We start from the raw sequence: 21,385 nt of genomic DNA, 5'->3' as shown, positions 1-21,385 counted from the left end.
GCCAACCGGCTGAACGAGCTGCTACTCGCCGCTTAAACCCCCGGCGTTGCTCCCACCATTTGACATTGCCGCGGGTTTAGCAGCACCAAGTGCGACCGGAACGGCCGAAAAGTGCGACCGGAACGGCCGAAAAGTGGCGCGCTACTCCTTCACTGCACCTGCGGTCAGGCCCTGCACGATCCACTTGCTGGCCAGAGCGAACATCACCATCGTCGGCAGGATCGTGATCACGGCCGCGGCAGACATCGAACCCCAGTCGACGTTGAACGTTGAGATGAAGCCGTTCAGCGCCGCCGGCACCGTGCGGTTCTCCTCCGAGTGCATGAGCACCACCGACAGGAACAGCTCGTTCCAGCAGTTCACGAAGTTGAAGATGAATGCGGCAATGATGCCGGGCGTCATGACCGGAACGAGCACACGGAACAGGGCGCCCAGGCGCGAGCATCCATCGATCATGGCGGCCTCTTCCAACGCCACCGGGACGTTCTCGAAGAACCCGCGCAGCATCACCGTCGAGAACGGGATGCAGATCGCGATGTACACCAGGATCAGACCGAATTTGTTATCGACGAGCCCGAGGTCGGCCATCATCGAGTACAGCGGGCCGAGCGCGATGAACGCGGGGATCATCTGCGTCAGGAGGAATGCGATCAGCACCGCACCCTTACTGCGGAACTCGAAACGCGCGATCACGAATGCGCTCAACAGTGCGATGAAGGTGCTCGTGACGCCGGCCACCAGTGCCACGATTGCGGAGTTCGCCAGGAACACCCCGAAGCTGCTCGTCTCGAACAGATTCGCGTAGTTCTGCACCGACGGCCGGCTGGGCCAGTACTCGATCGGATAGACATTGACGCTTGCGGGCTCCTTGAACGAGGTCAGGGCGATCCAGTACAGCGGGAACAGTGTGATCAGTAGCCAGATCGCCAGGCCGACGAAACGCAGGATGCTGAGGGCAGAGGGTTTGCGTCGGGCCCGGGGAGGCATCTGACGGACACCGGCCGGAACGACCAGCTGTGCGGTGGCGCTCATTTACTCGCCCTTCTCATCGACATCAGGTAGAAGGCGCAGAACACGAACAGGAATCCGACCACGATCAGCCCGATCGCGCTCGCGATGCCGTAGTTGCCCTGCTGGGTGTAGTTGATCATCCAGGTGGTCACGATGTGGGTCTGGTTCGCGGGGCCGCCGCGGGTCATCGCCCAGATGATGTCGGGGAAGTTGAAGATCCAGATCACGCGCAACAGGATCGTCAGCAGCAGCGTCATCCGGATGTACGGGATGATCACCGAGAACAACTGGCGGATGCGACCGGCGCCGTCGAGGCTGGCTGCCTCCAACATTTCGTCGGGAACGGACTGCAGGGCTGCCAGGATCATGATCGCGAAGAAGGTCACGCCGTACCAGATATTGGCGATGATGACCGCGACCATAGCGAGCTTCGGATCGGCGAGCCACGGCAGTGGAGCGTCGATGAGCCCCGCCTTCATCAGCAGATCGTTCACGACACCGAACTCGGCGTTGAACATCCAGCGGAACAGCATCCCGATCAGAAAGCCGGATACCGCCCACGGGAAGAAGACCAGCGCCTGGTAGACGCCGCGGAAACGGAATCGCTTGCGCAGAGCCAGAGCAATCAGGAAGCCGATGACGAACTGCGGCACGAGAGAACCTACGACCCACAGCACCGAGTTCCAGGCGACCTGCGGGAAGACCGGGTCACTGAAAACACGGATGAAGTTGTCGAAGCCGACGAATGGCGTCGAGGTGAGGTCCCACAGGTTCCAGTCATGGAACGCCATGCGCACACCCTGGAGCATCGGGTAGTACGTGAACCAGCAGACGAAGAGGATGGCGGGGGCGAGGAAGGCGAGTATCGTCCAGGCGTGCCGGCCCCGGAAGACGCGCTTTCCCGGCCGCGCCGGGGCGGCCCCACCGGATTCACCGGTGGAGCGCCCCGAACGCGTGAGGAGTGACATGGATCAGCCCTTTTCGCTGGCGTACTTCTCGACCCAGTACGCGTCCCACGACTCGAGGAGCTCGGTCGTCGTCATGTTGCCCAGCAGCACGTTCTGCACGTCCTGGTCGGACTTCTGGATCCATTCGGTCCACCAGCTCACACCGCGCGGCTGCTGCACGTTGACGTAGGTGTCCGGGTTCTCGGTCATGGTGACGTAGCTCGTCCACGGGCCGGTCGAGTAGAACTCGTCATCGGATGCCGCGGCGATGATCGGCACCAGGCTGTTCGCCTGGGCGAACTCAGTGGCGGGCTCGGCAGAAGACAGGTATTCGATCAGATCCACCGCCGCCTCCTTGTGCTTGCTTCCCTCTGCAACACCCCAGCCGGCGACGGCGAGGGGCTGCGCGGCCTTGCCGGACGGTCCGGTCAGCAACGGAGCGGTGTCCCACTGATCCTCGGTGAGGTTCGAGTCCTGAACGGTCGCGATGACCTCCGGGTCCTGCAGGAGGAACGCGGTGGAGCCGTTCGTGAAGCCGGCGACCATCTCCGGGTAACCCCATGAGACGGCAGAGGGCGGTGAACCCTGCTCGAACAGGTCGAAGTAGGTGTCGACGGCATCCTGTGCTTCGTCGGCGGCGAAGATGGTCGAGCCGTCCTGCATCAGGAACGCGTTCGAGAGGTCGAGGTCATCGACGACGTACGCCTCGATCGCCGCGACCACGTTCGTGTTGCCGTTCTGGCCGCCGCGGAACGCGTAGCCATAGATGTTGCTCGAGGGATCCTGGATCGCCGAGGCCTGTTCAAGCAGCTCTTCCCAACTCGCCGGAGGCCCGTCGAAGCCTGCTTCGGCGATGAGATCGGTGCGGTAGAACAGCGACAGGCCGTAGAAGCCGTAGGGCACGAAGTAGCTGGTGCCATCGCCCTCGGCGGCAGCCTTGGCGTTGTCGGTGAGCGCGTCCCAGCCGTCCCAGCTCTTCAGGTCGTCGGTCATGTCGTAGAGCCAGCCGTTGTTGGAGAACGGGCCGACGGTGATGTCGCGGACCTCGAGCACATCGACGCCCTTGCCGGACTGCAGCATCTGCTGGATGGTCTGGTCGGCCTGTTCAGTGGGCGGGGAGACGAGCTTGACGGTGACGCCCGGGTTGTCGGCCTCGAAATCATCGAGGAGGCCGCGCAGCAGGTCGGTGCGGGCGGGGTTGGTCAGGCTCTCGACCATCTGCAGCTCGACGTCGCCGCCTTCGCCGCCGGAGGATTCGGAGCCTCCTGCGGAGCACGCGGTCAGTCCCAGCAGGGCGACAGTGCCCAGGCCGACGGCTGTCGTCAGTCGGTTGCGCTTCATGACATACCTCTTTCTGTGTTTTTCGTTCGGGGAAGGGTCAGGATGCCGCGGCTGCGGCGCGCAGAATCTCGGGGATGCAGCGCTCGACGTAGGCTTCGAAGTCGCTCAGCTCGGTGTAGAGATGGACAGAGAGGCGGTAGTAGCCGCGTCCTTCGAAGCTCGTGAAGGCGGTTTCGACGCCGACGCGGTCGAAGAGTGTCATGCGCAGGGCATCCGCTTCTTCTCGGGTTTTGCCCAAGCCGTCGGGCAGGCGGATCAGCCGCATCGCGTCGACCGGTGTCGGCAGCTGCACGAGTGCGTCTTCGGCGACGTGGGGCTGAACGGCATCGGCGATCAGCCGGGCGCCGACGTCGGCGAGTTCGCGCATGCTCTGGCGGGTGCGCTCCCAGGTGTACTCGCGCTCGATGAAATCGATCGCGGCCGGGGTGCTGAGGTAGGTGGTCGCATCGATCGTGCCCTGCGTGTCAAAGCGGCTCGGGAACGGCTCCGGAGCCCCCCATGAGTCGATCAGCGGCCACAGCTCCTGGCGGTCGGAGTTGGTTGTGACGAGCAGTGCCGACCCACGGGGTGCGCACGGCCACTTGTGCATATTGCCGAACCACCAGTCGCCACCGCCGGCTGTGGCGGCATCCGGGATGAGGCCGGGCGCGTGCGCTCCGTCGACGAGAACGCGGATGCCGCGCTCGTGAGCGAGGGCGCTGATCTCGGCGGTGGGTAGCATGCGTGCAGTAGGGGACGTGATCTGATCGACGACGATGAGTCGGGTGTTCGCGGTGAGCGACTGACGGAACAACTCCACGACTTCATCGGCCGAGGCGAACAGGGGGATGTGGACGGCGCGTACCTCGGCGCCGAAGCGACGTGCCAGGCGGGCGGCGCCCATAGTGATGGCCCCATAGCCATGGTCGGTGACGAGGATCTCGTCGCCGGCGTCGAGGCGCAGACTGTTGTAGACGACGGTGGCTGCGGCGGACGCATTGGGCACGAATGCGCTGTCTTCGGCGCGGGCGCCGACGAAGGGGGCGACGTGGGCGCGAGCATCCGCAACATACTCCGCGATGCGCGGGAACCAGCCGACGGGGCTGCGGTCGGCACGCTCGCGCAACTCGTTCTGGTGCTCGACGACTTCGCTGGGGACGGCGCCGAAGGAGCCGTGGTTGAGGTGGATGATCGTCGGATCCAGCGGCCAGGCATCGCGCGCTCGCATCCCCGAAACCAGACGCACGGGTGCGAGAGTGGGGGATGGATGCTGCATGCTGCCTCGTTCGGATAATGGGTGCGGCCGGAACTTGTTTTACAACATTGCCACATTCGGTTCATTGTGGCGAGTCTTATCGGTAGATTTTATAAAGTCGTAAGACAACTTAGGGAAAGGTGCGCGGATGGGCGCAATGGAGACGGCACTGCACGGGCTGCGCGCACTCATCGCCGATGGTGATCTGAAGCCGGGCGACCGGTTACCGAGCGAAGGGGAACTGTGCGAGAGGCTTGGTGTTTCTCGGGGACCGCTGCGAGAGGCGATCCGCACGCTCTCGGCGCTCGGGGTGATCGACACCCGACACGGATCTGGCAGTTACGTTTCAGAGCTGCACGCCGCCGATCTCATCAAGGGACTCGGACTGACGGTCGGCCTGCTGCCGCTGGACTCGGTCATCGAGTTGTATGAGCTGCGCCGTGCGCTGGAGGCGCATGCGGCGAGTCTGGCCGCCGCTCGCATCGATGACGACACGATCGCGCGGCTCGACGAGCTGCTGGTGCGACTGGAGGCGGTCACCGACGACGAGGAGCTTTCCGAACTCGACAGTCAGTTCCACTCTGCGATCGCCGACATCGCTAACAACGACGCGCTCGCCACACTGCTGGAGGTGCTGCGGGCCCGTTCACGCGCCTACCGGATCTTCACGACCGCAGATGCCGCTCAGATCAAAGTGCTCTCCGATGCCGGTCACCGTGCGATTCTGCGGGGGCTCGAAACGCGGGATCCGGTTGCCGCATCCGCTGCCGCCGCCGGTCACGTCGCCCAGACCGAGTACTGGCTGCGCAAGCATCAGCAGCCCGCGTCGTAACCCGGCCACCACGTCCGCTCGGCCGCTAGCCCCGCTCCGTCCCAACGACCGGAACGGCCGAAAAATGTGACCAGAGCGCCCGACGCCGCGCGCGGGGCCAGTAGCGTTGAGCCATGGTCAACTATCGCTACCTCGGAAACAGCGGCCTCAAGGTCTCTGAGATCACCTACGGCAACTGGGTCACGCACGCATCCCAGGTCGAAGACGACGCGGCCGTCAAGACCGTGCACGCCGCACTCGACGCTGGCATCACCACGTTCGACACCGCTGACACCTACGCGAACACGGCAGCCGAGGTCATTCTCGGCAAGGCGCTGCAGGGTCAACGCCGCGAGAGCCTGGAGATCTTCACGAAGGTCTACTTCCCGACCGGACCCAAGGGTGCGAACGACACCGGCCTGAGCCGCAAGCACATCTTCGAGTCGATCAACGGTTCGCTGGCGCGCCTGGGCACCGACTACGTCGACCTCTACCAGGCGCACCGCTTCGACTACGAGACGCCGTTGGAGGAGACCTTCCAGGCTTTCGCTGACATCGTCCGCCAGGGAAAGGCGCTGTACATCGGCGTCAGCGAATGGACCGCTGAGCAGCTGCGCGAGGGCCACGCGCTCGCCAAGCAGTTGGGCGTGCAGCTCATCTCGAACCAGCCGCAGTACTCGATGCTGCACCGGGTGATCGAGGGCAAGGTGGTTCCTGCATCCGAAGAGCTCGGAATCTCGCAGATCGTCTGGTCGCCGATGGCGCAGGGCGTTCTCAGTGGCAAGTACCTGCCTGGCCAGCCCGTGCCCGACGGCTCGCGCGCCACCGACCCGCACAGCGGCGCCGAGTTCATCAAGCGTTTCCTGCAGGATGACATCCTGACCGCTGTGCAGCGACTCAAGCCGATCGCCGCCGACGCCGGGCTCACGATGCCGCAGCTGGCGATCGCCTGGGTTCTGCAGAACAAGAATGTCGCCGCGGCTCTGGTCGGAGCATCCCGTCCCGAGCAGCTCGCCGATACGGTCAAGGCGTCCGGTGTCACGCTCGACGCCGATACGCTCGCCGCTATCGACACGGCCCTCGGCGACGTCCCCAACCGCGACGCCGAGCACACCTACACGGTCTCGCCGAAGACGCGGCTGGTCTGAGGCAGCACCATCGCGAGAGCGGTGCGGGCGTGCTCAGTCCAGGGTGATGTCGACCTGAATCTCGGATGCCAGCCGCTCGAGGTCTGCGCGGAGGGCGTCGAGATCGGCGGATGCCGGAACCTCCGCCGTCACGGACGCTTCGAAGAGCCGGCCGCCGGCCATCGCTGCGTCCCGGGTCTGGGTGGTCATATCGTCGATGCTCAGGTGATGGCTGCTGAGCACCGCGGAGATCTCGCGAACGATCCCGGGGCGGTCGTTGCCGAGGATCTGCAGCGAGATCGGTCGCGCGGCGGCGGTGGCCGGGGCATCCGCACCCGTGTGCGCGACAACTCTCAGCCCGTCCAGCGACTGCACCGCCGCCGTCAGCTCCGCAATCCGCTCATCCGGCACCGAGACCTGGATGACGCCGGCGAAAACGCCGGCGAGTTCGGCGAGCTGGCTGTTCTCCCAATTGCCGCCGTGCGCGTCGACGACATCGGCGACGGATGCCACGAGGCCGGGGCGGTCGGATCCGACAACGGTGAGGATCAGAGTGGTCATGCCTGAAGCGTAGCCCGGCAGGCTCAGTCGTCCCAGACCCCGGTCTGCAGAAAACGATCCAACTGGGCGCGGTGCGGGGCGAGATCCCACCCCTGCTCGGCAATCCAGTCGTCCGAATAGTAGGTGCCGGCGTAGCGGGCACCGCCGTCGCAGATGAGGGTGACGACGCTGCCCTGCTTGCCCTCGGCGAGCATTCGGGCGATGAGGCGGAACGCTCCGACCAGGTTGGTGCCGGTCGAGCCTCCGGCCCAGTGCAGGGTGCGTTCCTTCAGCAGCCGGATCGCGGCGATCGACGCAGCATCCGGGATCTGCAGCATCTCATCGATCACACCCGGCACGAATGAGGGCTCGACACGCGGCCGGCCGATGCCCTCGATGCGGCTGGGGGTTCCGGTTGTGTAGTTAGCCGTTCCCGTGCTCCAGCCGCCGAAGAATGCCGAGCCTTCCGGGTCGACCACGGCGACGCGGGTCGGATGCTGGCGGTAGCGCACATACCGGCCGAAGGTCGCGCTCGTTCCGCCGGTGCCGGCGCCGACCACGATCCACTCCGGAACCGGATGCCGCTCCCGTTCCAACTGGCTGAACACGCTCTCGGCGATGTTGTTGTTCCCGCGCCAGTCCGTCGCCCGCTCCGCGTAGGAGAACTGGTTGAGGTAGTGCCCGCCGCACTCTGCGGCGAGCCGCTCGGCCTCAGGATGCATCTCCGGCGCCTGGTCGACGTAGTGGCAGCGGCCGCCATAGAACTCGATGAGCTCGATCTTCTCCGGGCTCGTCGACCGTGGAACGACTGTGACGAAGTCGAGTCCCAGCATCCGGGCGAAGTAGGCCTCAGAAACTGCCGTCGAACCGCTGGATGCTTCGACGAGCGTCGTCCCCTCGACGATGCGTCCGTTGACCAGCCCATACAGCAGCAGCGAACGCGCCAGGCGATGCTTCAACGAACCGGTCGGGTGCACCGACTCGTCTTTGAGGTAGAGGTCGATTCCCCATGCGGGCGGCAGCGGGAAGACGTGCAGATGCGTGTCGGCACTGCGATTGGCATCTGCCTCTAGCAGTGCGATTGCGGTGCTGGCCCAGGAGGTCACGCGAACAGCGGCGGCAGGAAGGCGATGGCCGCTGCGGCCGCGGCGAGCACCAGTACGGCGACGAGCAGAATCCGCCAGCGGGGCCCCTTCTGCGGCTTGATCGTCGGCGACGGCTTGGTCAGCGGACCGGGCGTCGGCTCGGGGCGACTGGTCAGATCGATCAGCGGAGGGGAGGAATTATCCGGAGAACTCGGACGTCCGTCGGTCATGTGCAACCCCTCTCTCAAGTGCGGCGCACTCTAGATAGAGACTGTACCGGCACGGGAGGTTCCGCCGGCACCGTCGACATGCAGCAGTGATGCCTGCGACTGCTCCTGGCGCAGCTGGAACTCGAAGCGCGAACGGTCACCGCGGTGCAGCGCGATGAAGTACTCGATCGGGGTGCCGGCAGCATCACGACTGATGCTGCGCAGCCGCAGCAGCGCCGACCCTGCGCTGACGTCGAGATGCTGGGCCTGATCGTGCGTCGCGACAGTCGCTTCGGCCGAACGCACGCCGTCGGTCGCCTGGATGCCGTTGTCCGCGAGTAGCCGGTAGAGGGATGCCTCGGACAGATCGACGCCGAGGCTGACAGCGCCGATGTGCTCGGGCATCCACGTCGTCGAATACGACCACGGCTCCCCGTCGACGTATCTCAGGCGCTCGAGCGCGATCACTGCAGAGCCCACCGGAATCTCGAGGGCTGCGGCGATCTCGGCGTCAGCATCCTCGCGCTCATGCCGCAGGATGTCACTGCGCACATGACCGCCGCGCCGTTCCACATCGTCGTAGAGTCCGATCAGCGTGTGCACCAGCGCCTCACTCGTGCGCGGACGTGACACGAAGGTGCCCTTGCCCTTGACGCGCTCGACCAGGCCCTCGTGTTCGAGCTGTGCGAGAGCCTGCCGTACGACCGTGCGCGAGATTCCGTATCGCTCGCAGAGCCGGTGCTCGCCGGGGAGCGGGTCACCGGGCTGCAGCCCGTCGCGCTCAATACTGTCGATGATCAGTTGGCGCAGCTGGTCGTACATCGGCGCGGCGGAGCGCCGGTCGATCACGTCGTCGGAGGTCGCGGTCGGCTCCATTTAGTACGCCACCCCCGCGTGCAGGATGACGTTGGCGTAGGGCGTGAACTCGCCGGATCGCACGAATGCGCGAGCGGCGTGCGTGCGCTTTTTGAACTCGACGTGCGGGATCAGCTCGATCTCGATGTCGGGCAGTCGCTCGCGCAGCGCGGCGAGCACCTCGGGGCTGTGTTCGGCGACTTCGGCCGACACCGTCGCACCCTCGACCACCATCTCTGCGAGCACGGTGTCGAGGACATCGAAGAATGCTGGAGCACCGGGGCGGTAGGCAAGGTCGATCCGTTCGGAGCCGACCGGGATCGGGAGGCCAGCGTCGGTGACGACGATGAGGTCGGTGTGTCCGGTTTCGCTGATGACGCGTGAGAGCGCGGGATTGATCGTGGTTGCGGTTTTGCGCATGGGGGCTCCTGGTCAGACCCGGGATGCCACGAAGGCATCGACGTCGCAGCGGAGGGGAAGACTGGGCGATGCGCCCTGCTTGGTGACAGTCAAAGCGCCGGCAGCAGTGGCCAGGCGCACGGCGTCGGTCAGCGAAGCGCCGTTCGCGAGGGCCGCACCGAGGTATCCGGCGTAGGCGTCGCCGGCGGCAGTGGTATCAACGGCTTCGACCGGAAACGGCGGGACGATCTGGGCGCCCTCGGCGGTGACCACGCACGATCCCTGCTCGGCGAGCGTGATGACAGCGGCTTTCACGCCCCGGGCGAGGAACCAGCGGCCGGCCTGCTCGGCGGTCGCGGCATCCGTCACGGTGATTCCACTGAGAACGGATGCTTCGGTCTCATTGGGTGTGACGATGTCGATGTTCTGCCAGACCTCGTCCGCCAGGGGTGCGGCCGGGGCGGGGTCGAGGATCACCGTCATGCCGTGCTCGCGGCCCCGAGCGGTGATACGAGCGGTCAGCGTCGAGGGGGTCTCGAGCTGGGTGAGCAGCACCGATGTCGTCGGGGCGAGCGCTGCCAGGGCGGTGTCGATCTGAGCGGCGTCGAGTTCGGCGTTGGCGAGCGGAACCATCACGATGTCGTTCTGCGCCGAGGCGTCGACACGGATGTGCGCGATGCCGGTGGGGCCGGCGACCGTTCGCAGATGGGTGAGGTCGACGCCCGCATCGGTGAGACCATCGACGACGAGGTCGTGGAAGAGATCGTCGCCGACGCATCCGACGAAGCTCGTCGCGGCCCCGGCACGACCGGCGGCGACGGCCTGATTCGCGCCCTTACCACCGAGCATCAGCGTGAACTGGTCGCCGAGAATCGTTTCACCACGCGCGGGAAGGCGCTGAGAAAACGTCGTGACATCGGCGGTGACGCTGCCGACGATGACGACGCCGGTGCGCGCTGCTGAGGTCGCTGCGGAGGACGAGACGGTCATGGAGCTCCTGATCTTCTTTGACTTCGGTGAGTCCTGTCATTACATTAGCCGAATCCGCACCTGTAACGACAGGTTGCTCATCAGGAAGAGAACCCATGTCTGCTGTCGCTGCCATCTCCCCACGTCTGTACGTCGACAGCGCCGACGGCGAGCGGGTCTCCCGGCTCCTGGACGCTGGTGTCGTGCACGGCGTGACGACCAACCCGACGATCCTCGAACGCGGTGGCCGCACTGCGGCCGAGATCCCCGAGCTCTACGCCCGGTGGGAGGCGGAGGGCGCTCAGGAGATCTTCTTCCAGACCTGGGGTGCTGACCGCGCCGCCCTGCTGGGCAACGCCGAAATGATCCGCGCGCTCGGTGAGCGGGTCGCGGTGAAGGTTCCAGCGACCGCCGACGGCTTCGCCGTCGCGTCTACCCTGGTTCGCGACGGCGCGACAGTTCTCATCACCGCGGTCTATTCGGTTGCCCAGGCGCTCGCCGCAGCCAGCATCGGCGCGCAGTACATCGCTCCCTACCTCGGGCGGCTCCGGGATGCCGGAGTCGACGGCGATGCGCTGATCCCCGAGATGCAGGCGGTGTGTGCGGGCAGCGCGACGAACGTGCTCGCGGCCAGTCTGCGCTCAGCCGATGACATCGTCTCGCTGCGTCTGGCCGGTGTGCCGTACTTCACGGCCGCCCCCGACGTTCTCGACGAGGTGCTGTTCCACCAGGTCAGCGACAGCTCGGCTTCGGAGTTCGAAGCGGCCATGGGGCGCATCGGGGCGTGAGCTCGGCTCGCGGTTGCGGGCGCGGGCGCGGGTTGCGGGCGCGGCTGTGGCCGCAGGCTGCGGGCGCGGGCGCGGGCGCAGGCGAGATGTCAGGCCGTCGCGGCCTGACGCAACCAGCGCTCGACCCCGGCGATATGCGCGGTCGAGAGCGACGTGGCCAGGTTCGGATCGTGCTGTGCGATGGCGTCCGCGATCGCGCGATGCTCGGAGAGAGTGCGTTCGACCGCACCCTGCTCGGTGAGGCCGCGCCATACCCGTGCACGCACGGTCTGTCCGCTCAGACTCTCGATGAGACTGGCCAGGTAGCTGTTGCCTGCCATGCGCACGATCTCGCGATGGAAGCGGATGTCGTGCTCGACCAGCTCGTCAATGGTGACCTCAGCCCCATCGACGCTCTCGAGTTCCTCGTGCAGAGCGCTGACCGCCTCGGGGGTGCCGAGGGTTGCGGCAAGGCCCGTCGCCTGCGATTCCAGCATCCGCCGCACCGCGAAGATCTCCAAGAGCGAGTCGTCATCGTGCATGTCGGCGACGAATGAGATCGCCTCCAGCAGCAGGTGTGGCTCGAGGCTCGTGACATATGTGCCGTCGCCGCGACGCACATCGAGCACGCGGATGACCTCGAGCGCCTTGACCGCTTCGCGCATCGAGTTGCGGGAGAGTCCGAGGCGCTCGGACAGTTCCTTCTCCGGGGGGAGTCGATCTCCGGGGGAGAGCTCTCCGGAAACGATCATCGCCTTGATCTTCTCGATCGCCTCATCGGTGACTGCCATGCTCGTCATCATGGCACATAGGTCGGATGTCTGGGGCAGGATGGACGCATGCGTGTTCTCGATTCACATCTGCACCTGTGGGATCCGTCTCGTCTTGATTACTCCTGGCTTGAGGGGCCGCTGCGCGCACGGTTCGGACCCGAGGAACTCGCCGCCGCTGTAGGTGGCATCGATGAGTCGCACGGGTTCGTCTTCGTGCAGGCCGGCTCCGCCGAGGACCAGTACCTCGACGAGGTCGCGTGGGTCTCGTCGGTGGCTGAGCAGGTGAACGTGCGCGGAATCGTCGCCGGCGCACGGCTCGATTTGGGAGAGGCGACAGTGCGGTATCTGGATGCTGTCGCCGAGCATCCGCTCGTGGTCGGAGTGCGTCATCTGCTGCAGGGAGCGCCGGTGGGCCTGGCGCGGTCGGTGGAATTTCGTGCCGGGGCGGCCGCGCTTGCCGAGCGTGGATTGACCTTCGACGCCTGCGTTCAGACGGTGCCGCAGCTGCGGGACGTCATTGACCTGGCGGCCGAGGTGCCGGAACTGCGGATCGTGCTCGACCACCTGGGCAAGCCCGTGGTCGGAACCGCTGCGGACCCGGCTGCGCCGGCGACCGAGTGGGTGGACGCCTTGGCGGCTCTGGCGCAGCATCCGCAGGTCTTCTGCAAGCTTTCGGGACTGCCGGCCGAGGCAGGAGGCGACTGGTCCGCGGGTCAGATGGAGCCGTTCCTGGATGCTGCGGCTGCCGCCTTCGGAGTGGAACGGCTGATGTGGGGCAGTGACTGGCCGGTGTCTGCGGTGCGGGCATCCAAAATCGACTCCGTAGCCATCGGTGCGTGGACCGCAGCTGTGGCATCCTGGGCCGGCGCCCGTGATCTCGACGTCGATGCGATTCTCTGGCGCAACGCCGAGCGGTTCTACGGGCTGGACTAGCCTCAGCGCGGCCGTGAACGCGGCGGTGGGTGTCGCAAATGGCCGCTCCGCATGCGCGTGAGCGGCCATTTGCGACACCTGTCACGTGAGTCGCGGCCACTTGCGACCCCTGCGGGGCGACCGGCGCGCGCAGCGCTACTCGGCGCGCAAGCGCAGCTGCGCCATACCGCCGTCGACTTCGATGGATGTTCCGGTGGTGGAACCGGCTGCCGGGGACACCAGATACGCCACGGCGGCGGCGACCTCATCGGGGGAGACGAGGCGCCCGTGCGGCTGGCGGGCCTCGAGCGCCGCGCGCTCCGCAGCGGGGTCATCGGCCTGACCGAGCAATCGGCCGACCCACGGGGTATCGGCGGTGCCGGGGTTCACGGCGTTGACACGGATGCCCTCACGCAGATGATCCGCGGCCATTGCACGGGTCAGTGCCGACACCGCGCCCTTCGACGCGCTGTACAGGGCGCGCTGCGGGAGTCCGGTGGAGGACGCGATGGATGCTGTGTTGCACACCGCGGCGGCAGGCGATTGCCGCAACCACGGAAGCGCCGCAGCTGTCACGCGTGCGATGCCGGTGACGTTGACCGACAGCACCCGCGCCCACTCGTCGTCGTCGTTCGCGCTGATGTCGCCGACCGCACCGATACCGGCATTGTTGACGACGATGTCGATGCGACCGAACTTTTCGGCGACAGCTGCGACCGCAGCATCCACGCTCGCGCGATCCGAAACATCCGCGGCGAACGCGGCGAAGCGCTCATCCGCACCGGAGGGGTCGCGGTCGAGCACCGCGATCTCTGCGCCGTCAGCGTGCAGACGCTGCGCGATCGATGCTCCGATTCCGGATGCGCCGCCGGTGACGATGGCGACGAGCCCGGTGAGGTCGCGACCACTGGACCCGGTCATTTCTGAGCCTCCCACGCGACGAACTTCTGCTGCTGGCCGCCGAGTCCGTCGATCGAGATGTCGACGACGTCGCCGTCCTTCAGGTACGGGTATTTTCCGGACAGCGCAACACCCTGAGGAGTGCCGGTGAGGATCAGATCACCGGGCTCAAGCGTGACGTACTGCGAGAGGTGGTGCACGATGACGCGCACGTCGAAGATCATGTCGGAGGTGTTCGAGTCCTGGCGGGGTTCGCCGTTCACGAAGCTCTTCAGATTTAGGTTGTCGACGTCGACCTCGTCCGGGGTGACGAGCCAGGGGCCGGTCGGGTTGAAGCCCGCCGCGATCTTGCCCTTGGACCACTGGCCGCCGGAAACCTCGATCTGGAATGAGCGCTCGGAGACGTCGTTGGCGACGACGTAGCCGGCGATGTGGTCATCCGCCTCATCCGGCGAATCGAGATACGCGGCGCGCTTGCCGATCACGATGCCGAGCTCGACCTCCCAGTCGGTCTTCTCGCTGCCGCGCGGGATCGTCACGTCGTCGTTCGGGCCGACGACCGTGTTCGGTGTCTTCAGGAACAGGATCGGGATCGTCGGCGGCTCGGAGCCGGATTCTGCCGCGTGCGCGGCGTAGTTCATGCCGATGCAGATGACCGCGCTCGGGCGGGCGATCGGGGCACCGATGCGCAGATCCGCGGCGCCTTCGAGCTCGGGGAGTTCACCGGCCGCGTGCGCGGCAGCCACCCGCGAGCGGAAGTCGTCGGCGAGAAAATCACCATTGACATCGGATGTCACCGCCCGTAGATCGAGGTGGCGATCACCGTCCACCAGGACGGGAATTTCGGATCCAGGGGCGCCAAGCCGCGCGAACTTCATGGTTCTCCTACCTCGTTGGGGAGCCGCCCGTGGACGGCACGTCTGATTGACAGTATAGACATCGGATGTTTACACTCCAAGAGGTCCGTGCAGAAACTTCGTGCTGCACCAGGAGAGGAATATCCCGTGAGCCGCATCGTCGCCCTCGACACCACCGACATTCGTTTTCCGACGTCGCTGAGCCTGGATGGCTCGGACGCGATGAACCCCGACCCCGACTACTCCGCGGCGTACGTCGTGATCCGCACGGATGCCGACGACGAGATCGCCGGTCACTCCTTCGTGTTCACCATCGGCCGCGGCAACGACGTGCAGGTCGCCGCGATCGATGCACTCGCTGATCACCTTGTCGGCCGCGAGATCGAACCGCTGCTCGACGACATGGGCACGACCTTCCGCGACATCATCGGCGACTCGCAGCTGCGCTGGCTGGGCCCGGAGAAGGGCGTCATGCACATGGCCATCGGCGCCGTGATCAATGCGCTCTGGGACATCAAGGCCAAGCGCGCCGGACTCCCGCTGTGGCAGCTACTGGCCCGTATGACTCCGGAGGAGATCGTCGACCTCGTCGACTTCCGGTACCTGACCAATGCCCTCACTCGCGAGGATGCCCTCGAGATCCTGCGTGCTGCCGTCCCTGGTCGCGCCGAACGCGAGGCCGAGCTGCTGGCCACCGGCTACCCGGGCTACACCACCAGCCCCGGCTGGCTCGGCTACTCCGACGAGAAGCTCGAGCGCCTAGCCCGCGAGGCGCTCGCAGACGGATTCACCCAGATCAAGCTCAAGGTCGGCGCCGACCTCGACGACGACATCCGCCGCTTCCGCAAGGCCCGCGAGGTGCTCGGGCCGGACTTCCCGATCGCGATCGATGCCAACCAGCGCTGGGAGGTCTCCGAAGCGATCGAGTGGGTCGGCGCGCTCGCTGAGTTCAACCCGGCCTGGGTCGAGGAGCCCACGAGCCCCGACGACATCCTCGGGCACGCGGAGATCGCCCGCGGCATCGCCCCGATCCGTGTGGCAACCGGCGAGCACGCCCAGAACCGCATGATCTTCAAGCAGCTGCTGCAGGCGAACGCCATCGAGGTAATGCAGATCGATGCCGTGCGCGTTGCGGGCGTGAACGAGAACATCGCCAACCTGCTCCTGGCAGCGAAATTTGGCGTGCCGGTCTGCCCGCACGCGGGCGGCGTGGGTCTGTGCGAAGCAGTGCAGCACTTGTCGATGTTCGACTTCGTCGCTGTCACGGGCACGCGCGAGGGACGCCTGATCGAGTTCGTCGATCATTTGCACGACCACTTTGTCGTGCCGACCGACATTCAGGGCGGTTCCTACATGCCACCCACCGCGGCCGGTGCCAGCATGGAGATGAAGGCCGAGAGCATCGCGAAGTACGAGTGGAAGGGTGCGCATGTCGCAGACTGAGCTGCGCATCCCCGCGCTCGGGTACGGGGCAGCGAACGTCGGCAACCTCTTTCGAGAGCTGACGGATGACGAGGCCTGGGCGGTGCTGGATGCCGCGTGGGACAGCGGTGTGCGGTACTACGACACCGCTCCGCACTACGGGCTCGGACTCTCCGAGCGACGCCTCGGGGCCTTCCTGCAGACGAAGCCGCGCGACGAGTTTGTCCTCTCCACCAAGGCGGGGCGTCTGCTGCGCCCGAACCCGGAGTTCGATGGTGGCCTCGACACCGACAACGACTTTTTCGTGCCGAACACCCTGCAGCGGGTGTGGGACTTTTCGGATGCTGGCATCCGCTCATCCATCGAAGAATCGAAAGAGCGGCTGGGGCTCGACCGGATCGATCTCGTTTACCTGCACGACCCGGAGCGCAATGACCTCGAGTTGGCGCTCGAATCGGCATTCCCGGCGTTGGAGCGGTTGCGCAACGAGGGTGCGATCGGCGCGATCGGCGTCGGTTCTATGGTCAGCGAGGCGCTGGCTCGATCCGTGCGCGAGGCTGATCTCGACATCATCATGATCGCGGGACGCTACACGCTGCTGGAGCAGCCGGCTGCGGCAGATGTGCTGCCCGCCTGTCGCGAACGCGGCACCGGTGTGGTCGCGGCATCCGTCTTCAATTCCGGGCTGCTGGCCAAAGCCGAGCCGACGCGCGACAGTCGCTACGAATACGGCGGCGTGCCCGAAGGCGTCTGGGATCGACTGCAAAAGATCGTCGCGATCTGCCGGAACCACGACGTGGTGCTGCCCGCGGCGGCGATTCAGTTCCCGCTTCGCGACGAGGTGACGCATGCGGTTGTGCTCGGCAGTTCCCGCCCCGAGCAGGTGCGACAGAACGCCGAGCTCGCAGCCGCTGCGATCCCCGAGGCGTTCTGGCTCGAACTTGCCGCCGAGGACCTGATCCCGGCGTGAACTCTCCGCTCCGGTCGCAATCGCTCCGCCCCGGTCGCAATTCATGTCGCTATTTGTCGATTTGAGCAGCACCAATTGCGACCGGAGCGACAGGAAAGGAAAAGAACATGCTCGAAGGAATCAACCCGCTCCTCACCGGTGAGTTGCTGCTGCACCTGGATCGGATGGGACATTCGGATGCTGTCGTGATCGCCGACGCGCACTTCCCCGCGTGGGCGCTCGGCCGCAACGTGATCGACCTGCCCGGCACGACAACGCCCGAGGTGCTCGCCGCGATCCGCACGGTGATCCCCCTGGACGATGCGCCGGGGCTCGACCTGATGGAATCCGCCGACGCCGTGGTCCTCGACGTGCAGCGTGAGCTGATGGATGCTGCCGGAACGACTGTCGAGACCACCCGATTCGTCGAACGCTTCGCGTACTACGACCTCGCCGGGCCTGCGTACCTGATGGTGCGCACCGGAGAGACCCGCAAGTACGGCAACGCGCTGCTGCGCAAGGGCGTGGTCGGGCACGCGTCGGCGTAGCCGCAGGAGCGCGACAGCCCGGGTGAACCGCTCAGGCTCAGGCTCAGGCTCAGGCTCAGGCCCAGGCCCAGGCCCAGCCCTGGGCCTAGCCCTGGGCCCGCGACCTAGTGCTGGTCGATCGTTCCGACGGCGTGCAGGGCGTCGCGGATGTAGCGGTTCGCGTGGGCCGCGAGGTCATCGGAGTCCTGCCAGAGGTTGCGCCAGATGCCGAGGGTGTTACTGAGCTCTGCGCTGACCACGGCCGACGAGAACGACTCGAACACGACCGGGCCGTCGTAGGCGACGTCGTGCAGCGCCCGGAAGAACGTCGCGAAGTCGACGGTCCCGGTGCCGAGGTATCCGCGGTGGCTGTCACCGATGTGCACGTAGCCGAGCTTTCCTGCGCGCGCGACGTCGTGCACAGGCTGGAAGAAATCCGACTCCTCGATGTTCATGTGGTACGTGTCCAGGTGCACGCTGACGTCGCCGTCCACGCCATCGAGGAAGCCCAACGCGCCGCGACCCGTGTTGAACACGTTCGACTCGTAACGGTTGACGACTTCGAGCGAGAGCCGGATGCCGCGCTCAGCGGCCTTCGCGGCAAGCCCCGAGATCGCGGCCTGGCTGTTCGCCACGCCCCGTGCGGTCACCGGTGCCATGTACTTGCCCATTGCGGAGTAGATGACGCCGCACAAGACATCGCCGCCCATCGTCGCCACATGATCCAGGCAGCGCTCCAGTGTCGAGACGCCTGCGGCGACGACTGAGGCGTCGTCACTGGTCAGGTCGGTCGCGTTCGTCAGCCCGAGGGATGCCGTCACGGCGAGGTCGTTGTCGCGCAGCATCCGTCCGGCCAAAGCGGAGTCGAAGGCGGCGGCGTCCATCAAGGGGATCTCGATCAGGTCGAATCCGGCGTTCTTGGTGCCTTCGATCGCGCGCCGCAGGCCCGCCTCTTCGAAGGTTCCCGTGAAGACCAGGCCGTGCGCACCTATGAGCATTTCAATCCCTCTTTCTGCGCATGCGCGCATTTCCGTGACGAAGTTGTTATTACAGGTCTAGCATGATGAGACGACGTTAGGTACATTTAGATACAACTTGCATCACACAGGATGCTGGTACACAATTGATCCGATGTTTGACGGTAATCTCGGTGTCGACATCTTTTCAGAAATCACGACCTTCAAGGGAGCAGGTGAACATATGAGCGATCCGATCCTCCGAGTAGACGGCATCAGCAAAGGCTTCCCAGGTGTGCAGGCACTGAAGGATGTGCACCTCGAGGTGCGCGCCGGTGAAGTGCTCGTTCTCGTCGGCGAGAACGGCGCTGGAAAATCGACGCTGATGAAGATTCTCTCGGGCATCTACACCCGCGATGAGGGAACGATCACGTTCGAGGGGCAGCAGGTCGAACTGACCAGCCCGTTGCAGGCGCAGCAGCTCGGCATCACGATCATCCATCAGGAACTGAATATGATGCCCGACCTGACGGTTGCGCAGAATATCTTCATCGGACGCGAGCCCACATCTGGTCCGCTGCTGTCCGAGCGCAAGCTCAATAAGCAGACCACTGAGCTACTCAAGGGGCTCGGTATCAAGCTGAACCCGAAGCAGAGCGTGGGCGAGTTGACCGTCGCCGAACAGCAGATGGTCGAGATCGCCAAGGCGCTGTCGTTCAACGCCAAGGTGCTCATCATGGATGAGCCGACATCGGCGCTCACTGACACTGAGGTTGAGACGCTCTTCGTCCTCATCGAACAGCTCAAGGCCAACGGCACCGGCATCGTCTACATCTCTCACCGCATGGACGAACTCCGCCGCCTCGCCGACCGTGTCTCGGTGCTCCGAGACGGTCAATACATCGGATCACTTGAGAAGAACGAGATCAGCGTTCCGAAGATCATCGAGATGATGGTCGGCCGGGTGATCGACGAGGGAACGCGTCCCAGCGCCCGCGATCACGCGAACGATCCGGTCGTGCTCGATGTCGCGAACCTGTCGACCAAGGCGCTGCTGAAGGATGTCAGCTTCCAGTTGCACCGCGGTGAGATTCTCGGCTTCGCCGGCCTCATGGGCGCCGGTCGCACGGAGACCGCTCGTGCCGTGATCGGCGCGGACGCGCGCAGTGCTGGCACGATCTCGATCAACGGCCGCGACGCCAAGATCCGTCAGCCCGAGGATGCCGTCAAGCGCGGCGTCGGCTACCTCTCCGAGGACCGCAAGCAGCTCGGTCTCATGCTCGAGCAGGATGTCACCTTCAACACGGTGCTGGCATCCCTCGGCCGCTACGCGAACGCGATCGGCTGGATGGGTGACAGCAAGGCGAAGAATCAGACCAAGGACTACGTGCAGCAACTGCGCGTGAAGACCCCGTCGGTCAACCAGATCGTCAAACTGCTGTCCGGTGGAAATCAGCAGAAGGTCGTCATCGCCCGGTGGCTGATGCGCGACTGCGACATCCTCATTTTCGACGAACCGACGCGAGGCATCGATGTCGGCGCGAAGGAAGAGATCTACCGGCTCATGCAGCAGCTTGCCGATGCCGGCAAATCCATCATTGTCATCTCGTCGGAGCTTCCCGAGATCCTGCGCGTCGCCAACCGCATCGCGGTGTTCGCGAACGGCCGGATCACCGGAACTCTCCGCAATGAAGAAGCCAGCCAGGAGAAGATCATGCAACTCGCAGCCCACGGGGAGGAAGACTGATGAGCACCCCAAAGCAGTCCGGAGAGACGACGACTGTCATTCAGCAGGCCGTCAACGAGAACACCGACAAGCGTGATGTCGTCGGCTACCTGAAGCGTCAGGTCCAGCAGTCGCTGGCCTTCGGCACGCTCATCGTGCTGGTGATCTTCTTCTCGATCGCCAGCCCCAACTTCTTCACCTTTAGCAACATCGCAACGGTGCTGCTGTCGACAGCGGTGATCGGCATCCTCGCCCTCGGCACGACGTTCGTCATCATCACCGGCGGCATCGACCTCTCGCTCGGCACCGGTATGGCGCTGTGCGCGGTGATGACGGGTGTCTTCGTCACCAATATGGGCCTGCCTGTCTGGGTTGGCGTCATCGGCGGTATCGCCACCGGCGTCCTGATGGGGTTCATCAACGGCTTCAATGTCACGTTCCTGAACCTGCCTCCCTTCATCGCGACTCTCGCGATGATGATGATCGCCGGTGGCCTCGCCCTGGTCATCTCCGGTGTCGCCCCGATCTACTTCTCCAGCTCCGCACCGGATTTCAAGAAGATCGCGCTCGGCATGATTATCCCGGGCATCCCGAACGCCGTCCTCATCACCGCGCTGCTCGCGATCGTCGCGTTCCTCGTGCTGTCGAAGACGCTGCTGGGCCGGTACACCTTCGCGATCGGCTCGAACGAAGAGGCCACGCGCCTGTCGGGTGTGAACACCCGCCGCTGGACGATCCTCATCTACATGTTCGCGGGCGCCTTCACCGGTGTCGCGGGCATCATCATCGCCTCGCGCCTGGATTCCGCACAGCCGCAGATCGGCAGCGGGTACGAACTGCAGGCGATCGCCGCTGTCATCATCGGCGGCACCTCCCTGCTGGGAGGACGCGGTTCCATCCTGGGCACCGTGATCGGTGCACTAATCATGAGCGTGCTGGTCAACGGCCTGCGCATCCTGTCGATTCAGACCGAGTGGCAGAACGTTGTCGTCGGCGCTGTCGTGCTGCTGGCTGTTTTCCTCGACTCGCTGCGCAACCGCCAGCGAACCTGACCCTTCCCTTCCCTTC

At 65.3% G+C, this 21,385-nt stretch carries 23 protein-coding genes; 9 read left to right on the top strand and 14 right to left on the bottom strand.

The window, feature by feature from the left end; all coding sequences use genetic code 11:
- Window positions 1–141 precede the first annotated feature (141 nt).
- The 4 genes from ACW5CM_RS07265 to ACW5CM_RS07250 are packed head-to-tail and all read right to left on the bottom strand — an operon-like array spanning window position 142 to window position 4,554.
- A complete protein-coding gene (locus ACW5CM_RS07265) occupies window positions 142–1,032 on the bottom strand; it encodes a carbohydrate ABC transporter permease (protein ID WP_457124628.1) in 891 nt (296 codons plus the stop codon).
- The gene (locus ACW5CM_RS07260) at window positions 1,029–1,979 is read right to left on the bottom strand and encodes a carbohydrate ABC transporter permease (protein WP_457124627.1); all 951 of its coding nucleotides are present in this window, start codon (window positions 1,977–1,979) and stop codon (window positions 1,029–1,031) included. Before ACW5CM_RS07260 ends, ACW5CM_RS07265 begins: the two co-directional genes overlap by 4 nt.
- A 3-nt stretch (window positions 1,980–1,982) precedes the next feature.
- Entirely contained in the window at window positions 1,983–3,299 is a 1,317-nt protein-coding gene (locus tag ACW5CM_RS07255) for an ABC transporter substrate-binding protein (protein ID WP_457124626.1), read from the bottom strand.
- Between the two features lie 37 nt (window positions 3,300–3,336).
- Window positions 3,337–4,554, bottom strand: coding sequence for an aminotransferase class V-fold PLP-dependent enzyme (locus tag ACW5CM_RS07250; protein ID WP_457124625.1), 1,218 nt, complete (start codon window positions 4,552–4,554; stop codon window positions 3,337–3,339).
- Window positions 4,555–4,681: 127 nt separating this feature from the next.
- On the opposite strand from ACW5CM_RS07250, the gene ACW5CM_RS07245 reads away from it, so the two are divergent.
- Window positions 4,682–5,365, top strand: coding sequence for a FadR/GntR family transcriptional regulator (locus tag ACW5CM_RS07245; RefSeq protein WP_438252819.1), 684 nt, complete (start codon window positions 4,682–4,684; stop codon window positions 5,363–5,365).
- Window positions 5,366–5,478: 113 nt separating this feature from the next.
- A complete protein-coding gene (locus ACW5CM_RS07240) occupies window positions 5,479–6,492 on the top strand; it encodes an aldo/keto reductase family protein (RefSeq protein ID WP_438252820.1) in 1,014 nt (337 codons plus the stop codon).
- A 33-nt stretch (window positions 6,493–6,525) separates the two neighbouring features.
- On the opposite strand, the gene ACW5CM_RS07235 is transcribed toward ACW5CM_RS07240, so the two are convergent.
- From ACW5CM_RS07235 to ACW5CM_RS07210, 6 genes are read right to left on the bottom strand one after another with little or no spacing between them, the layout of a single operon-like run.
- Window positions 6,526–7,032: a glycine cleavage system transcriptional repressor gene (locus tag ACW5CM_RS07235; protein WP_438252821.1), complete on the bottom strand. Its 507-nt coding sequence runs from the start codon at window positions 7,030–7,032 to the stop codon at window positions 6,526–6,528.
- A gap of 23 nt (window positions 7,033–7,055) precedes the next feature.
- A complete protein-coding gene (gene cds1 / locus ACW5CM_RS07230) occupies window positions 7,056–8,117 on the bottom strand; it encodes an L-cysteine desulfhydrase Cds1 (protein ID WP_457124624.1) in 1,062 nt (353 codons plus the stop codon).
- Window positions 8,114–8,326 (bottom strand): hypothetical protein, encoded by a 213-nt coding sequence (locus ACW5CM_RS07225; RefSeq protein ID WP_457124623.1) that lies wholly within the window; start codon window positions 8,324–8,326, stop codon window positions 8,114–8,116. Before ACW5CM_RS07225 ends, cds1 begins: the two co-directional genes overlap by 4 nt.
- A 30-nt stretch (window positions 8,327–8,356) precedes the next feature.
- Window positions 8,357–9,181: a GntR family transcriptional regulator gene (locus ACW5CM_RS07220; RefSeq protein WP_438252824.1), complete on the bottom strand. Its 825-nt coding sequence runs from the start codon at window positions 9,179–9,181 to the stop codon at window positions 8,357–8,359.
- Entirely contained in the window at window positions 9,182–9,580 is a 399-nt protein-coding gene (gene rbsD, locus ACW5CM_RS07215; RefSeq protein WP_438252825.1) for a D-ribose pyranase, read from the bottom strand.
- Between the two features lie 12 nt (window positions 9,581–9,592).
- Complete coding sequence (locus ACW5CM_RS07210; protein ID WP_438252826.1) at window positions 9,593–10,549, bottom strand: ribokinase; 957 nt, start codon at window positions 10,547–10,549, stop codon at window positions 9,593–9,595.
- Between the two features lie 95 nt (window positions 10,550–10,644).
- Here ACW5CM_RS07210 and ACW5CM_RS07205 point away from each other — a divergent pair, with 95 nt between their 5' ends.
- Complete coding sequence (locus ACW5CM_RS07205) at window positions 10,645–11,316, top strand: transaldolase family protein (RefSeq protein ID WP_457124622.1); 672 nt, start codon at window positions 10,645–10,647, stop codon at window positions 11,314–11,316.
- Between the two features lie 89 nt (window positions 11,317–11,405).
- Here the strand turns inward: ACW5CM_RS07205 and ACW5CM_RS07200 are convergent, their stop codons facing one another.
- Window positions 11,406–12,086, bottom strand: coding sequence for a FadR/GntR family transcriptional regulator (locus ACW5CM_RS07200; protein WP_438252828.1), 681 nt, complete (start codon window positions 12,084–12,086; stop codon window positions 11,406–11,408).
- Window positions 12,087–12,134: 48 nt separating this feature from the next.
- Here ACW5CM_RS07200 and ACW5CM_RS07195 point away from each other — a divergent pair, with 48 nt between their 5' ends.
- Window positions 12,135–13,001 (top strand): amidohydrolase family protein, encoded by an 867-nt coding sequence (locus ACW5CM_RS07195; RefSeq protein ID WP_457124621.1) that lies wholly within the window; start codon window positions 12,135–12,137, stop codon window positions 12,999–13,001.
- A gap of 135 nt (window positions 13,002–13,136) precedes the next feature.
- Here ACW5CM_RS07195 and ACW5CM_RS07190 read toward each other — a convergent pair whose 3' ends face one another.
- Both ACW5CM_RS07190 and ACW5CM_RS07185 read right to left on the bottom strand, forming a co-directional pair.
- The gene (locus tag ACW5CM_RS07190) at window positions 13,137–13,901 is read right to left on the bottom strand and encodes an SDR family NAD(P)-dependent oxidoreductase (protein WP_457124620.1); all 765 of its coding nucleotides are present in this window, start codon (window positions 13,899–13,901) and stop codon (window positions 13,137–13,139) included.
- On the bottom strand, window positions 13,898–14,758 hold the full coding sequence (locus tag ACW5CM_RS07185; protein ID WP_438252831.1) for a fumarylacetoacetate hydrolase family protein: 861 nt from the start codon (window positions 14,756–14,758) through the stop codon (window positions 13,898–13,900). Before ACW5CM_RS07185 ends, ACW5CM_RS07190 begins: the two co-directional genes overlap by 4 nt.
- Window positions 14,759–14,884: 126 nt before the next feature.
- On the opposite strand from ACW5CM_RS07185, the gene ACW5CM_RS07180 reads away from it, so the two are divergent.
- The 3 genes from ACW5CM_RS07180 (at window position 14,885) to ACW5CM_RS07170 (ending at window position 17,656) form a co-directional block, all read left to right on the top strand.
- Entirely contained in the window at window positions 14,885–16,180 is a 1,296-nt protein-coding gene (locus ACW5CM_RS07180) for an L-fuconate dehydratase (RefSeq protein ID WP_457124619.1), read from the top strand.
- The gene (locus ACW5CM_RS07175; protein WP_457124618.1) at window positions 16,167–17,129 is read left to right on the top strand and encodes an aldo/keto reductase; all 963 of its coding nucleotides are present in this window, start codon (window positions 16,167–16,169) and stop codon (window positions 17,127–17,129) included. Before ACW5CM_RS07180 ends, ACW5CM_RS07175 begins: the two co-directional genes overlap by 14 nt.
- A 107-nt stretch (window positions 17,130–17,236) precedes the next feature.
- Window positions 17,237–17,656, top strand: a complete 420-nt coding sequence (locus ACW5CM_RS07170) for an RbsD/FucU family protein (protein WP_438252834.1) — start codon at window positions 17,237–17,239, stop codon at window positions 17,654–17,656.
- A 104-nt stretch (window positions 17,657–17,760) separates the two neighbouring features.
- On the opposite strand, the gene ACW5CM_RS07165 is transcribed toward ACW5CM_RS07170, so the two are convergent.
- Window positions 17,761–18,633 carry a sugar phosphate isomerase/epimerase family protein gene (locus ACW5CM_RS07165; RefSeq protein ID WP_439255607.1) on the bottom strand — a complete coding sequence of 291 codons (873 nt, stop codon included), beginning with the start codon at window positions 18,631–18,633 and terminating at the stop codon, window positions 17,761–17,763.
- A 133-nt stretch (window positions 18,634–18,766) separates the two neighbouring features.
- Here ACW5CM_RS07165 and ACW5CM_RS07160 point away from each other — a divergent pair, with 133 nt between their 5' ends.
- Together ACW5CM_RS07160 and ACW5CM_RS07155 are read left to right on the top strand one after the other, a co-directional pair.
- Window positions 18,767–20,338: a sugar ABC transporter ATP-binding protein gene (locus tag ACW5CM_RS07160; RefSeq protein WP_457124617.1), complete on the top strand. Its 1,572-nt coding sequence runs from the start codon at window positions 18,767–18,769 to the stop codon at window positions 20,336–20,338.
- A complete protein-coding gene (locus ACW5CM_RS07155; RefSeq protein WP_438252837.1) occupies window positions 20,338–21,369 on the top strand; it encodes an ABC transporter permease in 1,032 nt (343 codons plus the stop codon). The genes ACW5CM_RS07160 and ACW5CM_RS07155 overlap by 1 nt, the downstream gene beginning before the upstream one ends.
- Window positions 21,370–21,385 lie beyond the last annotated feature (16 nt).

It is taken from the genome of Microbacterium wangyouchuni, assembly GCF_054072595.1.
The sequence above is the reverse complement of the archived record's forward strand: the minus strand, read 5'-3'. Positions and strand labels throughout refer to the sequence as shown.

Excerpts from the sequence above, each read along its gene's own strand:
- ACW5CM_RS07225 (WP_457124623.1), bottom strand. The coding sequence starts at position 8,326 with ATGACCGACGGACGTCCGAGTTCTCCGGATAATTCCTCCCCTCCGCTG.
- ACW5CM_RS07170 (WP_438252834.1), top strand. The coding sequence starts at position 17,237 with ATGCTCGAAGGAATCAACCCGCTCCTCACCGGTGAGTTGCTGCTGCAC.
- ACW5CM_RS07200 (WP_438252828.1), bottom strand. The coding sequence starts at position 12,086 with ATGGCAGTCACCGATGAGGCGATCGAGAAGATCAAGGCGATGATCGTT.
- ACW5CM_RS07165 (WP_439255607.1), bottom strand. The coding sequence starts at position 18,633 with ATGCTCATAGGTGCGCACGGCCTGGTCTTCACGGGAACCTTCGAAGAG.
- ACW5CM_RS07205 (WP_457124622.1), top strand. The coding sequence starts at position 10,645 with ATGTCTGCTGTCGCTGCCATCTCCCCACGTCTGTACGTCGACAGCGCC.
- ACW5CM_RS07190 (WP_457124620.1), bottom strand. The coding sequence starts at position 13,901 with ATGACCGGGTCCAGTGGTCGCGACCTCACCGGGCTCGTCGCCATCGTC.
- ACW5CM_RS07155 (WP_438252837.1), top strand. The coding sequence starts at position 20,338 with ATGAGCACCCCAAAGCAGTCCGGAGAGACGACGACTGTCATTCAGCAG.
- ACW5CM_RS07160 (WP_457124617.1), top strand. The coding sequence starts at position 18,767 with ATGTTTGACGGTAATCTCGGTGTCGACATCTTTTCAGAAATCACGACC.
- ACW5CM_RS07220 (WP_438252824.1), bottom strand. The coding sequence starts at position 9,181 with ATGGAGCCGACCGCGACCTCCGACGACGTGATCGACCGGCGCTCCGCC.
- ACW5CM_RS07210 (WP_438252826.1), bottom strand. The coding sequence starts at position 10,549 with ATGACCGTCTCGTCCTCCGCAGCGACCTCAGCAGCGCGCACCGGCGTC.
- ACW5CM_RS07175 (WP_457124618.1), top strand. The coding sequence starts at position 16,167 with ATGTCGCAGACTGAGCTGCGCATCCCCGCGCTCGGGTACGGGGCAGCG.
- ACW5CM_RS07250 (WP_457124625.1), bottom strand. The coding sequence starts at position 4,554 with ATGCAGCATCCATCCCCCACTCTCGCACCCGTGCGTCTGGTTTCGGGG.
- ACW5CM_RS07265 (WP_457124628.1), bottom strand. The coding sequence starts at position 1,032 with ATGAGCGCCACCGCACAGCTGGTCGTTCCGGCCGGTGTCCGTCAGATG.
- ACW5CM_RS07240 (WP_438252820.1), top strand. The coding sequence starts at position 5,479 with ATGGTCAACTATCGCTACCTCGGAAACAGCGGCCTCAAGGTCTCTGAG.
- ACW5CM_RS07235 (WP_438252821.1), bottom strand. The coding sequence starts at position 7,032 with ATGACCACTCTGATCCTCACCGTTGTCGGATCCGACCGCCCCGGCCTC.
- ACW5CM_RS07245 (WP_438252819.1), top strand. The coding sequence starts at position 4,682 with ATGGGCGCAATGGAGACGGCACTGCACGGGCTGCGCGCACTCATCGCC.
- ACW5CM_RS07260 (WP_457124627.1), bottom strand. The coding sequence starts at position 1,979 with ATGTCACTCCTCACGCGTTCGGGGCGCTCCACCGGTGAATCCGGTGGG.
- ACW5CM_RS07255 (WP_457124626.1), bottom strand. The coding sequence starts at position 3,299 with ATGAAGCGCAACCGACTGACGACAGCCGTCGGCCTGGGCACTGTCGCC.
- rbsD (WP_438252825.1), bottom strand. The coding sequence starts at position 9,580 with ATGCGCAAAACCGCAACCACGATCAATCCCGCGCTCTCACGCGTCATC.
- ACW5CM_RS07185 (WP_438252831.1), bottom strand. The coding sequence starts at position 14,758 with ATGAAGTTCGCGCGGCTTGGCGCCCCTGGATCCGAAATTCCCGTCCTG.
- ACW5CM_RS07195 (WP_457124621.1), top strand. The coding sequence starts at position 12,135 with ATGCGTGTTCTCGATTCACATCTGCACCTGTGGGATCCGTCTCGTCTT.